The 14018-nt window shown below is 61.8% G+C and carries 11 protein-coding genes; 4 read left to right on the top strand and 7 right to left on the bottom strand.

Annotation, left to right across the window (positions count from 1 at the left end; genetic code table 11):
• Window position 1 precedes the first annotated feature (1 nt).
• Together pyk and ACESTR_RS11120 are read left to right on the top strand one after the other, a co-directional pair.
• Complete coding sequence (gene pyk, locus ACESTR_RS11115; protein ID WP_009598842.1) at window positions 2-1477, top strand: pyruvate kinase; 1476 nt, start codon at window positions 2-4, stop codon at window positions 1475-1477.
• A 3-nt stretch (window positions 1478-1480) separates the two neighbouring features.
• The gene (locus tag ACESTR_RS11120; protein WP_014774360.1) at window positions 1481-2929 is read left to right on the top strand and encodes a lipopolysaccharide biosynthesis protein; all 1449 of its coding nucleotides are present in this window, start codon (window positions 1481-1483) and stop codon (window positions 2927-2929) included.
• A 115-nt stretch (window positions 2930-3044) separates the two neighbouring features.
• On the opposite strand, the gene buk is transcribed toward ACESTR_RS11120, so the two are convergent.
• From buk to ACESTR_RS11155, 7 genes are all read right to left on the bottom strand, one after another.
• Window positions 3045-4112 carry a butyrate kinase gene (gene buk, locus ACESTR_RS11125; protein WP_009598780.1) on the bottom strand — a complete coding sequence of 356 codons (1068 nt, stop codon included), beginning with the start codon at window positions 4110-4112 and terminating at the stop codon, window positions 3045-3047.
• Between the two features lie 58 nt (window positions 4113-4170).
• Window positions 4171-5079 (bottom strand): phosphate acyltransferase, encoded by a 909-nt coding sequence (locus ACESTR_RS11130; protein WP_009598838.1) that lies wholly within the window; start codon window positions 5077-5079, stop codon window positions 4171-4173.
• A gap of 25 nt (window positions 5080-5104) precedes the next feature.
• On the bottom strand, window positions 5105-6307 hold the full coding sequence (locus tag ACESTR_RS11135) for an acetate/propionate family kinase (RefSeq protein WP_009598918.1): 1203 nt from the start codon (window positions 6305-6307) through the stop codon (window positions 5105-5107).
• 15 nt (window positions 6308-6322) lie between these two features.
• Entirely contained in the window at window positions 6323-6694 is a 372-nt protein-coding gene (crcB, locus tag ACESTR_RS11140) for a fluoride efflux transporter CrcB (protein ID WP_288299160.1), read from the bottom strand.
• 107 nt (window positions 6695-6801) lie between these two features.
• The gene (locus tag ACESTR_RS11145) at window positions 6802-8052 is read right to left on the bottom strand and encodes a glutamate-5-semialdehyde dehydrogenase (RefSeq protein WP_022043755.1); all 1251 of its coding nucleotides are present in this window, start codon (window positions 8050-8052) and stop codon (window positions 6802-6804) included.
• 7 nt (window positions 8053-8059) lie between these two features.
• Window positions 8060-9151, bottom strand: a complete 1092-nt coding sequence (gene proB, locus ACESTR_RS11150) for a glutamate 5-kinase (protein WP_009598772.1) — start codon at window positions 9149-9151, stop codon at window positions 8060-8062.
• 28 nt (window positions 9152-9179) lie between these two features.
• Window positions 9180-9848 (bottom strand): response regulator transcription factor, encoded by a 669-nt coding sequence (locus ACESTR_RS11155; protein ID WP_022043753.1) that lies wholly within the window; start codon window positions 9846-9848, stop codon window positions 9180-9182.
• 176 nt (window positions 9849-10024) lie between these two features.
• Between ACESTR_RS11155 and ACESTR_RS11160 the strand changes: the two genes are divergently transcribed.
• Together ACESTR_RS11160 and ACESTR_RS11165 are read left to right on the top strand one after the other, a co-directional pair.
• Window positions 10025-12352, top strand: coding sequence for a DUF349 domain-containing protein (locus tag ACESTR_RS11160; protein WP_279183348.1), 2328 nt, complete (start codon window positions 10025-10027; stop codon window positions 12350-12352).
• Window positions 12353-12363: 11 nt separating this feature from the next.
• Window positions 12364-13986 (top strand): CTP synthase, encoded by a 1623-nt coding sequence (locus tag ACESTR_RS11165; RefSeq protein ID WP_009598820.1) that lies wholly within the window; start codon window positions 12364-12366, stop codon window positions 13984-13986.
• Window positions 13987-14018: the final 32 nt, after the last annotated feature.

Raw genomic sequence — 14018 nt, forward strand, 5'->3', positions numbered from 1 at the left:
TATGTACAGAATGAAAAAAACCAAGATCGTTGCGACGATGTCGGACTTCCGCTGCACCGAGGAGTTCGTGAAGAACCTTTACGATGCCGGTATGGACGTCGTGCGCGTCAATTCGGCACACGTGACGGAGGACGGAGCCACGCATATCGTCGAGACCGTACACCGAGTGAATCCGGCCATTCCGATCATGATAGATACCAAAGGGCCTGAAATCCGCGTGACGACGATCGCCGACGAATACGGCAACAGCATCAATTTCCGGGTGGGCGACCGCGTCGCCGTACGGGGTTCGGACGGCAGCGACATGACCACCCGCAAGGTGGTTTATATGAACGTGCCGACCATTGTGCGCGACATTCCGGTCGGGGCGCGCATGCTGATCGCCGACGGCGAGCTGGAAATTCGTGTGGTGGAGAAGACCGACGAGGAGCTGATCTGCGAGTTCGTCGTGGGCGGCGCGATGCGTTCGCGCAAGAGCGTCAACGTGCCTGCGGTGTCGATCGACCTGCCTTCGGTGACGGAGAAGGACCGCCGCTTCATCGAGTGGGCCGTGAAGAACGACGTCGATTTCATCGCACACTCGTTCGTGCGCAGCGCCAAGGACATAAAGGCCGTGCAGGAGATTCTCGATGCCCACGGCAGCAAAATCAAGATCATTTCGAAGATCGAAAATCAGGAGGGACTCGACAACATCGACGAGATCATCGAGGCGTCGTACGGCATTATGGTGGCGCGCGGCGACTTGGGCGTGGAGCTTCCGGCCGAAGCGATTCCCAACACCCAGCGGCGCATCGTCGAGAAGTGCATTTGCGCGAAGCGCCCGGTGATTATCGCCACGCAGATGCTCTATTCGATGGTCAAGAGTCCGCGTCCGACGCGCGCCGAGGTGAGCGACGTGGCGAGCGCCATTTACGAGCGCGTGGACGCCGTGATGCTGAGCGACGAGACCGCCATGGGCGACTATCCCGTGGAGTCGGTCGAGACGATGGCCCGCGTGGCCCGCGAGATCGAGCGCGACGAAACGCATTTCAAGCCGATGATCGACATGGACATGGTCTCGGTGAACCACGAGATCACGGCCCAGCTGGCCCGCTCGGCGGTGCGCGCTTCGACAAACCTGCCGATCAAATACGTGGTCCTCGACACCAAGACCGGCCGTACGGGCCGTTATCTCGCTGCGTTCCGCGGCCGGAAGACCGTGATGGCCGTCTGCTACCAACTTCACGCGCAGCGTATTCTGGCGCTGTCGTACGGCGTGGTGCCTATTCTGCGCAATCAGGAGCTGCACGACAAGTATCATTTCTTGGTCGATGCGCTCGAATTCCTCGATCAGTACCGCAAACTCAAGGGCGAGGATCTGCTGGCCATCGTGGGCGGCAGCTTCGGACCCGACGGAGGTGCGTCGTATGTCGAGATCGCCAATGTGGACAACATCCGCCGGCGCAACGAGGAGATCGTTGCGGCGCAAAAGTGTTAGCCGTTGAAAGGGGAGCTGAAGGATAAGGTCGCCCGCGGCGTGGCGTGGAGCATGGCCGAGAAGATCGGTACGATGCTCCTCCAGATGGCCGTGAGCCTTATTATCCTGCGCCTGCTGACCCGCGACATCCTCGGCGTCATGGCGATTCCGACGGCCGTGGTGGCCGTGGCGCTGGTGCTCGTGGACAGCGGTTTTTCGCAGGCGCTGATCCGCAAGGCGGCCCCTTCGGCGGACGATTACAAATCGGTTTTCGCCTTCAATATCGGGGTTTCGCTGGTGATGTACGCGCTTTTCACGGTGCTGGCGTTTCCGGCGTCGCGGTTCTACGACATGCCTCAGATCGCGCAGATCGCACCCGTGTTTTTCCTGCAGCTGCCCATCGGGGCGCTGTGCGCCATTCAGAATACGATCTGCGTCAGGCAGTTCCGTTTCGCGCTGTTGTCGAAGGTGACTTTCGCCTCGTCGCTCGCGGGCGGACTGGCGGCGATCGGTCTTGCGCTCGCCGGGTTCGGGATCTGGTGTATCGTGGCCCAGCGCGTGCTGCAGGCGGCGGTGCGGACTCTGCTGCTGTGGTGGCTGAGCGACTGGCGGCCCTGCGGGGCGTGCAGCCGCGGGCCGCTGCGCGAAATGGCTCCCTTCAGTTTCAGCCTGATCGCCACGGACCTGATTTCGACGTTCTACAATAAGATTCCGCAGTTTTTCCTCGGACGACTCTATCCGGCCGATACGCTCGGCTCGTTCGATCAGGCGATCAAGCTCAAGGATCAGCCGACGATTTCGGCGATGCAGGCCGTGCAGAGCGTCACTTTCCCTGCGCTGGCCAAGATCAAGGACGACGCTCCGAAGTTTGCCGAGAGCTACCGGCAGGTCGTGATGGTGGTCTCCTACGTTCTTTTCCCGGTCATGCTGGGCATGTCGGCCGTGGCGCACGATATGTTCGCCGTCCTGCTGGGCGAGGAGTGGATGCCTACGGTGCCCTATTTCGAGACGGTATGTCTGGTGGGACTTTTCTATCCGATGTCGATAATCGCCTACAACGTATTGAAAGTCAAGAGCGGCGGTGCATTGATCGTGAAGCTGGAGATCGTCAAGAAGGTGATTATGACGCTGGTGTTCGCCGTGACGATTCCGATCAGCGTGCAGGCCGTGGTATGGGGACTCGTGGTGATCGCATTCTGCGAAATGTCCGTCAATTTCCTCGCCACGACCAAGTTTACGTCGTTGTCGCCGGGGCGTTTCGTGCGGACGCTGCTGCCTCCGCTGCTGGCGGCCGCCGCGATGTACGGCGCGGTGCGGCTGACGGCCCGCGCGATTCCGGAGCATGCCCTGCTGCGGCTGATGGCCGAAGTGACGGCCGGTGCGGTCTCTTATGTCCTGCTGTCGGCCCTGTTCCGGCTCGAAGCCTTCCGCGAGGTAGCGGCTATTGTCCGGAAGCAGTTTTTGCACCGTTGATTCGCGCTGCTTGCGTCGGGGGCCGATTCACGGAGCGTCGGTAAAAATAACCGCCGGTTATACCTTGGGGTGTAACCGGCGGTTTTTTGTCGGGGTGGAAGACCCTCCCCGGCCGTCAGGCGTAGACCTTCGGGGTGATGACGCCCCGCAGGACGACCAGCGCGTTGGTGACGAGCGATTCGAGTTCGTTCTCGCCGGGGTAGACCGCGATGGGGGCGATGAACGAGCAGAATTCCGAAATGTACTCCACGACGGATTTGTTGTGGGCGATGCCGCCTGTCAGGATGACGGCGTCAACCCGTCCGCCGAGGGCGGCGGCCATGGCGCCGATCTGCTTCACGATACCGTAGCACATGGCGTCCTTCACCACGCGGGCTTTTTCGTCGCCCTGACCGATGCGCTCCATGACCTGTATCATGGAGTTGGTCCCCAGATGCGCCACGAGACCGCCTTTGCCGGCCAGCATCTGCTGGATGTCGTGCCGCGTGTAGCGGCCCGAAAAGCAGAGATCGACCAGTTCGCCGGCGGGAAGGGTTCCGGCGCGCTCCGGTGCGAACGGTCCGTCGCCGTCGAGGGCGTTGTTCACATCGACGACGCGGCCCTGCTTGTGCGCCGCGACCGAGATGCCGCCGCCGAGGTGGGCGACTACGAGGTTCGCCTTCTCGTAGACGATGCCGATGCGGTCGCAGTGCAGGCGGGCCGTGGCTTTCTGGTTGAGTGCGTGGAAGATCGAACGCCGCGGGCAGTCGGGATGCCCGCTCAGGCGCGCTATGTCGTCCATTTCGTCCACGACCACGGGGTCGGCGATGTAGGCTTTGATGCCTGCGGTCGCCGCGATTCCGTCGGCCAGCAGACCGCCGAGGTTGGAGGCGTGCTCCATCGTGGCGTGCTGCAGGTCGCGGCGCATGGCGTCGTTCACTTCGTACACGCCGGCGGGAATGGGTTTGATGAGGCCGCCGCGGCCGATTACGGCAGCGAGGGACATGATGTCGAAGCCGTGTTCCTTCAATGCCGTGAGGATCATGTCACGGCGCCAGTCGAGCTGGTCGATGATGTTGGGGTAGTGTGCGATCTGTTCCGCCGAGTGACGCAGGGTCAGATCCAACAAAGGCCGCTCCTCGTCGTAGAGGGCGACCTTCGTTGAAGTAGAGCCGGGATTTATCGCTAGAATTTTGAAGCCCATAAATCGGTTCCGGTTAATTAGGTTGGTGGGTTAGGTTGGTGGGGTGGTTCAGGCTGTCTTACTGCTTCACGGCCAGACAGGCCAGCGCGATCGAGTAGAGCTTGGTCTTGCTGGTGTCGCCGCGCGAGGTCAGCACGCAGGGGACTTTCGTTCCCATGACCATGGCGGCCAGTTCGCCGCCGCAGAGGTGCGTCACCGACTTGAAGAAGACGTTGGCCGATTCGAGGTTGGGGAAGAGCAGGCAGTCGGGATCGCCCGCGACGGACGAGCCTTTGACCTTCTTGTGTTCCGCAACGTCCTTGTAGAGCGCCACGTCGAGAGACAGGGGACCGTCTACGACGACGTCGCCCAGCTGTCCGCGGTCGCCCATTTTGGCCAGTAGCGCGCCTTCGGTCGAGGAGATGACGTTGGGAAGCAGCTGCTCCGACGGAGCGATGCAGGCGATTTTCGGAGTCTTGATGCCCAGCAGGTTGGCCGTGCGCGCGAGGTAGCCGATCTGCACGGTTTTCTGCTTGAAGTCGGGCAGCGGAATCACCGCCACGTCCGAAATGACGAGCAGTTTGTGGTAGCAGGGCATCTCGACGATCGACACGTGGCTCAGCACGCCTTTCGGGGGAAACAGTCCTGCTTCCTTGTTGAGAATGCCGCGCATGTATTTGTCGGTCGAGACCAGTCCCTTCATCAGCACGTCGGCATTGCCGGCAACGACGGCCGCGACGGCCTGCTGCACGCACTTGACGTCGCTGGTTTCATCGACGATGTTGAATGCCTTGATGTCGATGTCGTTCTCGGCGCAGACCTGCTCGATAACGCTTTTTTCGCCGTAAAGCGTAGGCTCTACGAGGCCCTCCTTGTAGGCTTCGTACACCGCCTCCAGCGTATGTGAATCCTGACCGTATGCCACGGCCAGCCGTTTTTTACCTCTTTTTCTCGCCTCCTCGACGATTTCAGTAAGATGTTGGATCATAAGTTGTGGAAATGTGCTTTGAAAATTATTTTACGAGATTGTATGTGTCGGTAGCGATGACCAGCTCCTCGTCGGTGGCGATGACGGCCACTTTGACGCGCGAACCGGGAGTAGAGAGGATTTTGTTTACGCCGCGGGCGCCCTTGTTGGCCTCGCGGTCGAATTCGACGCCCATGAATTCGAGACCCGTGCAGACGCTCTCGCGCATCTCGCACGAATTCTCGCCGACGCCGCCCGTGAAGACGATCATGTCCACGCCGCCCATTTCGGCTGCGTATTCGCCGACGAATTTGCGGATGCGTCCGTAGTGCATGTCGCGGGCCAGAATGGCGCGGGGATTACCCTCGTCGTAGGCGAGGTCGATGTCGCGCATGTCGCTCGAAAGGTCGGTAAGACCCAGCACGCCCGATTTCTTGTTCATCATTTCGTTCAGCTCGGCGTAGGACATGCCCTCCTTTTCGCCGATGAAGGTGACGGCGCTGGGATCGACGTTGCCGCAGCGGGTGCCCATGACCAGTCCGTCCACGGGCGAGAAGCCCATCGACGTGTCGAACGACTTGCCGTTCAGCACGGCCGTCACCGAAGCGCCGTTGCCGATGTGGCAGGTGATGATCTTCGAATTCTCGAAGTCCAGTCCCGCGAGTTTGGCGCCGGTCTGCGCCACGTATTTGTGGCTGGTGCCGTGGAAGCCGTATTTGCGCACGCGATATTTGTCGTAATAGGCGTGGGGCAGCGCGTACATGAAATTGACGGCCGGAATGGTCTGGTGGAACGACGTGTCGAAGACCGTGACCTGCGGCGTTCCCGGCAGCACCTTCTCGATCGAAAGCACGCCTTCGAGGTTGGCGGGATTGTGCAGCGGCGCGATCTCGAACAGCGAGCGGATTTTGCTCTTGACCTCCTCGGTGACGATGCAGCTTTCGGGGAAGAATTCGCCGCCGTGGGCTACGCGGTGGCCGACGGCTTTCACCTCGTCCAGCGAGCGGATGACGCCGTGCTCCGGGTCGGTGAGGGCGTCGAGCACGAGTTTGATGCCCGTCGTGTGGTCGGGAATCGGACGGTGCAGCTCGAAAGGCTGTTTGCCGACGGGTTTATGGATAAGGTCGCCTTCCGGCAGGCCGATACGTTCCACGATGCCTTTTGCGAGCAGTGTGCTCGATGCGGCTTCCATGTCGATCACCTGATACTTGATCGACGAGCTGCCGCAGTTCAATACCAAAATTACCATTATCTTTCTATGTAGTTAATTCCTAAATGTCGTTCCGATCCACATGCCGAGCGCTGCAAAAACGATGCATACCGCGACGCTCAGCGCCACATAAATCGCCGCCGCATTGTAACATCCGGCCCGCAGCAGGCGCACCGTGTCGGCCGAAAAGGCCGAAAAGGTGGTGAAGCCTCCGCAGAATCCCACGATGAGCAGCCAGCCCAGCGTCTCGGAGACGCTGGCTTCCAGCAGGATGCCGATCAGCAGCGAACCCGCGGCGTTGACCGTGAACGTGCCCGCCGGAAATCCCAGCAGCGTCTGTCCGGCCAAGATCCCGCCCGAAAGCAGGTAACGGACGATGCTGCCCGCCGCGCCGCCGAATCCCACGGTCATAAGTTCACGAATCATAAGTTAAATATACATCTAATTTTAAGGATGTGCAAATTTACGGAAAAAATGATTACGAATCGTTATATTTTTTGTTGTTTTTCGGGTGGAATCCGATGCGGAAGGCTTCAGGATTCCCGGATCTGCCCGTCGCCCGTGACGACGTATTTGTAGGTCGTCAGTTCGGGAAGGCCCATCGGACCGCGGGCGTGGAGCTTCTGGGTCGAGATTCCCACCTCGGCGCCGAAGCCGAACTGGCCGCCGTCGGTGAAGGCCGTCGAGACGTTGACGTAGACGCAGGCGGCGTCCACGGCGCGTGTGAACTGCGTGGCGGTCTGTTTGTTCTCGGTGACGATGGCTTCGCTGTGGCGCGACGAGTAGCGGGCGATGTGCGCGAGGGCCTCTTCGGGCGATGCGACGGTCCTGACGGCGAGTTTGTAGTCGAGGAATTCCGTGCCGAAATGCTCTTCGGACGCGTGTTCCAGCAGGTCGGCGGGGTAGTGTCCGCCGAGGGCCGCGAAAGCCTCGGCGTCGGCGTAGACCGTGACGCGGGCGGCGGCCAGCGGGGCACAAAGCTCCGGCAGGTCGGCGAGCCGGTCGCGGTGGACGACGAGGCAGTCGAGGGCGTTGCAGACGCTGACGCGCCGGGTTTTGGCGTTGCAGACCACGGCGCGGCCTTTTGCGAGGTCGCCGTCGCGGTCGAAGTAGGTGTGGACGATGCCGGCGCCGGTTTCGATGACCGGAACGCGGGCGTTTTCGCGCACGAAGCGGATCAGGCCCGCGCCGCCGCGCGGAATGACGACGTCGACGTAACCCACGGCGTTCAGCAGCGCTCCGACGGAGGCGTGGTCCGAAGGAAGCAGGGTGAAGGCGTGTTCGTCGATGCCTTCGCTGCGCAGGGCTTCGTGCAGCAGGGCGGCGATGGCTTCGTTGGAGTGACGGGCGTCGCCGCCGCCCTTCAGCACGCAGGCGTTGCCCGTTTTGATACAGAGCGAGAAGATGTCGGCCGTGACGTTGGGCCGCGCTTCGCAGATCATGCCGACCACGCCGAACGGAACCCGCCGTTTGACGATGGTCATTCCGTTGGGCCGGGTGCGCCGCTCCAGCTCTTCGCCCTGCGGCGAGGGCAGGTGCGCGACGGCTTCCATGTCGTCGGCGATGGCGGCGATGCGCTCCGGAGTCAGCCGCAGACGGTCGCGCAGCGGCGAGTCGGGGGCCATGGCTTCGAGGTCGCGGGCGTTGGCTTCGAGCAGGCGGGGCGTATGCGTGCGCAGCAGTTGTGCGGCGTGCATCAGCGTGCGTCCGAGTCGTTCGGTTTCGGTCTCGGCCAGAAGCGTTCCGGCCTGACGGGCGGCTTTGAACAGGGATTCGTATTCCATAGTCGTCTTATTCGAGGTAGAGGTAATCGCAGTGGACGAGGGGTTTCAGCCCTTTGCGCCCGATGTTGCGGCGTGCGGTTTCGCTGTCGCACGAGATGCGGCCCACGGCCAGCTGCGTTCCGTCGGGCGAGAGGATGCGCACCAAATCGTCGCGTTCGAAATCGCCCTCGACGGCCGTGACGCCCACGGCGAGGATGCTGGCGGCCTTGCTGGCCCGGACGGCCGCTGCGGCGCCTTCGTCGATGCGCAGGACGCCTTTGGCGAAGCCTTCGCTGCTGGCGATCCACATTTTGACGCCCGACGCCGTGTGCGGGGCGGGTTCGAAACGGGTGCAGAGCACCTCCTCGCCGGTCAGCGCCAGAGCGGTCAGGATGTTGTCGCGGCGGCCGTTGGCGATGATGACTTCGATGCCCTCGCCGGCCACGCGCGACGAAATGCGGCTCTTGGTCGCCATGCCGCCCCGGCCCCGCGACGAGCGCGCCGGGTCGATGTACCGCGAGAGGTCTTCGGAGGGTTTCACGCGGCGGATCACCTGCGACGAGGGGTCGGAGGGCGAGCCGTCGTAGATGCCGTCGATGTTGCTCAGGATAATCAGCGCTTCGGCCTGCATCATGGCCGCCACGAGTCCCGAAAGCTCGTCGTTGTCGGTGAACATCAGCTCGGTGACCGAGATGGTGTCGTTCTCGTTGACGATCGGGATCACGCCGTTGGCGAGCATGACCTCCATGCAGTTGCGCTGGTTGAGATACTGCCGCCGCGTGGAGAGGCTCTCCTTGGTGGTGAGCACCTGCCCGCAGACGATGCCGTATTCGTTGAAGAGGTCGTAGTAGCGGTTCAGCAGCTTCACCTGACCTACGGCCGAGAAGAGCTGGCGGGCCGATACGGTGTCGATGCGGCCCGTGCGCTGTTCGAGGACGCTGCGGCCCGAAGCCACGGCGCCCGACGAGACGAGGATCACCTCGATGCCGGCGCGGTGCAGCCGGGCGATCTGGTCCACGAGGGACGAAATGCGCGTGGTGTCGGGGCGTCCGTCGTCGCGGGTCAGCACGTTGCTGCCAGCCTTGATGACGATGCGGCGGTATTTGCTGGTTCTGTCCATGTCTTTGCGGTCCGGGCGTCGCCCGGCGTTACGGTTCGTATTTGTAGCCCACGCCCTTGACGGTGACGATCTTTTCGTCGCCGATCTTCTGGCGCAGCTTGCGGATGTGCACGTCGATGGTGCGGTCGCCCACGACCACCTCCGAACCCCAGATCCGGGCATATATCTCTTCGCGCGAGAAGAGTTTGCCCGGCGACGAGTAGAGCAGGTCCAAGAGGGCGAACTCCTTGCGGGGCAGGCTGATTTCGCGGCCGTCGCGCGTGACGGTGTAGCGCTCGCGGTCCATGGCGACGCCCTCCTCCGCCGGAGCGGGGGCCTTTCCGGCGTCGATGCGCTTGAGGATGGCCTGCACGCGGCTGACCAGCAGTTTCATCTTGATCGGCTTGGTCAGGTAGTCGTCGGCCCCCACGCCGAAGCCGGCCAGCTGCTGCTCCTCTTCGCCCAAGGCCGAGAGGAAGACGACCATCGTGTCGCGCAGCTGCGGGTCCTCGCGGATGGCGCGGCAGGTCTGCGCCCCGTCCATCACGGGCATCATCATGTCCAGCAGGATCAGGTGGGGGCGGTGCTGCGCCGCGGCTTTCAGCGCTTCGGCTCCGTTCTGGGCCGTGAATACCTCGTAACCCTCCTTGACGAGGGTGTATTTCACGAATTCGAGGATGTCGGGTTCGTCGTCGACGAGCAGGATGCGGTGGCTCATAATTTCGGTCAATGCGTTTTCGGCGGCGCACCGGCGGCCGGTTGGCCGTGTGCCGCGCATATCTTGTGCGAAGTTAGCAAATTTCCGGCGAAATCGTTCGGCGGCACGGGAAAAATGGTTATATTTGCGAGATTTATATACTTCCGTATATATGGAACTCAAAAACGTGTATTGAGATGGCTACTGAAAATCCGATTCTTCCTGCTCCTGAGGAGCAAGTCAGCAAGGCTGCTGAAGATGTGCAGAAGGCAACTTCCGAAGTGACTCCCGAAGTCCCTGATTCCGAAACGGCTGCGACTGCAGAACCCGAAACGCCCGCTGCCGCGCAGGGCGAACCCGCAGCGTCCGCCGCCGAGGCGCCCGTAAGCGAAGCGCCGGCCGAAGAGACCGTCGCCGAAACGGCTGCGGAAGCTCCTGCTGCCGGCGAGGCTGCCGCAGAGGCGCCTGCAGACGGGAAGGGTGCGCCTGCGGAGGTGCCTGCGGCTGAAGTCCCCGCCGCAGAGGTCGTTGCCGAGGCTCCTGCCGCCGAAACGGCTGCGGATGCGGCTCCCGCTGAAGAGACGGCGCGTGCGAAGCGCGCCCGGATCAAGCCTGCAGCCGAAGCGGTCGTAACGGAGACGGAAGAGGAGGCTGCGGCGTCCGACGTGCAGGTGGATTTCGCGGACGAGGAGGCCGCGCTGGCGGCGCAGGACGCCGGACTCGAACTGGAGGGCGAGACCGCCGAGGAGGCCGAGGCCGAGCAGATGGCGGGAAGCGCCGCCGATACCGAAGACAAATTCACGGGCCGGGGCAAGGAGGAACTGGTGGCTTTGTTTACGCGCATGCTCGAAGAGCAGCCTGTGCAGTCGATCCGCCGGGATGTGGAGGCGCTGAAGATCGCCTTCTACCGCATCCGCCGCGCCGAGGTCGAAGCCGCACGCCGCAAATTCATCGAGGAAGGCGGCGCCGAAGAGGATTTCGCACCGGCAGTGGACGGCGTCGAGGTGCAGCTCAAGGAGCTGTTCAAGGAGTACCGCCGTCGCCGCGACGAGTTCATCGCCAATCTCGAAGCCGAGAAGGAGAAGAACCTGCAGGTCAAGCTGGGGATTATCGAGGAGCTTAAGGAGCTGGTCAATTCGGACGAGACGCTCAACCATACCTTTACCAAATTCCGCGAGCTGCAGCAGCGCTGGAAGGAGACCGGCATCGTGCCCCTGCAGAACGTCAAGGATTTGTGGGAGACCTATAACCTGCACGTCGAGAATTTCTACAGCTTCATCAAGATCAACAAGGAGCTGCGCGATCTGGACCTGAAGAAGAATTACGAGCAGAAGGTGGCCCTGTGCGAGCAGGCCGAGGCGCTCGTGCTGGAGCCTTCGGTGGTCGAAGCGTTCCACAAACTGCAGAAACTGCACGACGAATGGCGTGAGACGGGTCCCGTGGCCAACGAATACAAGGAGGTGCTTTGGGAGCGTTTCAAGGCGGCGTCGAGTCGGATCAACAAACAGCATCAGGAGCACTTCGAGGCGCTGAAGGGCGAGCAGGTCCGCAACCTCGAACTGAAGACGGAGCTATGCGCCGCTACCGAGGAGCTGGCCGCGCAGCCGCTCACCACCCGCAAGGAGTGGAACCGGGCCAGCGACCGTCTGCTGGAGATTCAGAAGACGTGGAAGACCATCGGCTTCGCGCCCAAGAAGGATAACAACCGCATATACGAACGTTTCCGCACGGCGTGCGACAGGTTCTTCGAGGCCAAGCGTCAGTTCTATTCGGGCGTGAAGGCCGAGATGGAGCATAATCTGCAGCTCAAGACCGAAATATGCGAAGCCGCCGAGTCGCTGATGAACAGCGAGGAGTGGAAGAAGGCGACCGACGAGCTGATCGCCCTGCAGGCCCGCTGGAAGGAGATCGGCGCCGTGTCGCGCCGGCATTCGGATGCTATCTGGCGGCGTTTCCGCGCGGCGTGCGACAAATTCTTCGAGCGCAAGGGCGCGCATTTCGCCAGCGTGGACGGCGAGCACGAGGAGAATCTGAAGAAGAAGCTCGCGCTGCTGGAAGAGATGGCCGCGGCCGATGTCAAGACGGGCGGTTACGACGTGATCCGCGACTTCCAGCGCCGCTGGGGCGAGATCGGGTTCGTACCCATCAAGCAGAAGGACGCCGTGCAGAAGAAGTACAAGGCCGCCGTCGATGCGCTGTTCAACACGCTGCGCGGCACCGAGCGCGACCGTTCGATGAACCGTTTCCGCGAGAAGGTTTCGTCGTTCAAGTCTGCGGGCGGCAGCCGCCTGCGTTCGGAGCGCGAACGGCTTTACGGCAAGGTGCGCCAGCTGGAGCAGGAGATCGGCCTGCTGGAGAACAACATCGGTTTCTTCGCCAAGTCGAAGAACGCCGAGGCGCTGATCGCCGACGTGAAGGCCAAGATCGAGCGCGCCCGCGAGGATATGGCCGCCGCGATCGAGAAAGTGAAGCTGATCGACCGTCAGGCGCAGGAGGAGAATCACGAAAACAACGACAACAAATAGTAATAAACGTAATGAAACTTTCCAAACCCAAGTACATATTTGTTACGGGCGGCGTTGCGTCGTCGCTCGGCAAGGGTATTATTTCGGCCTCGATAGCCCGGCTGCTGCAGGCGCGCGGCTATTCGGTGACCATTCAGAAACTCGACCCCTACATCAACGTCGATCCCGGAACGCTGAATCCCTACGAACACGGCGAATGCTATGTGACGGAGGACGGCGCGGAGACCGACCTCGATCTGGGCCACTACGAACGCTTTACGAACCAGCCCACGTCGAAGGCCAACAACGTCACGACGGGCCGGATTTACAAGAGCGTCATCGAGAAGGAGCGCAAGGGCGAGTATCTGGGCAAGACCGTGCAGGTCATTCCCCATATCACCGACGAGATCAAGCGCCGCATCCAGCTGCTGGCGCAGAAGAAGGTTTACGACGTTATCATCACCGAGATCGGCGGTACGGTGGGCGACATCGAGTCGCTGCCGTTCATCGAGTCGGTGCGCCAGCTGCGCTACTCGCTGGGCTATAAGAATACGGCGCTGGTGCACCTGACGCTGATCCCCTACATGGCGGCTTCGGGCGAGCTGAAGACCAAACCCACCCAGCACTCGGTGAAGGCGCTGCTCGAAAACGGTTTGCAGCCCGACATCCTCGTGCTGCGCACCGAGCATCCGCTTTCGGTGAACCTGCGCCGCAAGGTGGCGCTGTTCTGCAACGTGGACGCCAACGCCGTGATGGAGTCAATCGACGTACCGACGATCTACGAAGTGCCGCAGAAGATGCACGACCAGCATCTGGACGAGGTGGTGCTCCAGAAACTTGACCTGCCCGCTGACAAGGAACCCGATATGACCGCGTGGAACGCGCTGGTCGACAAGATCAAGCACCCTTCGAAGAAGATCGAGATCGCGCTGGTCGGCAAGTACACCGAACTGCCCGACGCCTACAAGTCGATCTGCGAATCGTTCGTGCATGCGGGCGCCGTGAACGACTGCAAGGTGAAACTGCGCTATGTCAATTCAGAGAAGATCACGCCCGAAACCGTGGCCGAGAAGCTGGGCAAGATGTCGGGCATTCTGGTGGCTCCGGGCTTCGGAAACCGCGGCATCGAGGGCAAGATCGTGGCCGTGCGTTATGCCCGCGAAAACAACATTCCGTTCCTCGGCATCTGTCTGGGCATGCAGTGCGCCGTGATCGAGTTCGCCCGCAACGTGCTGGGCATCGCCGACGCCAATTCGAGCGAAATGGAATCGACGCCGCATCCGGTCATCGACCTGATGGAGGAGCAGAAGGGCGTGACGGCCAAGGGCGGCACGATGCGTCTGGGCGCCTATCCGTGTGCGCTGAAGAAGGGTTCGAAAGTCGCCGCGGCGTACGGCAAGCTCAATATTTCGGAGCGTCACCGTCACCGCTACGAGTTCAACAACGACTATCTGGAGCAGTTCGAAGCCGCCGGCATGCAGGCCGTGGGCATCAACCCCGATACGGGGCTGGTCGAGGTGGTCGAAGTGGCGAACCATCCGTGGTTCGTCGGCACGCAGTATCATCCCGAATACAAAAGTACGGTGCTGAAGCCTTCGCCGCTGTTCGTGGCGTTCGTCGGAGCGGCGCTCAAATACGCCGGGGAAAAGAAGTAATAACCGCACAAAGTAAGAAGCAAACACGTTTA

This window comes from Alistipes sp. DJF_B185 (genome assembly GCF_964250025.1).
GTDB lineage: Bacteria > Bacteroidota > Bacteroidia > Bacteroidales > Rikenellaceae > Alistipes > Alistipes finegoldii.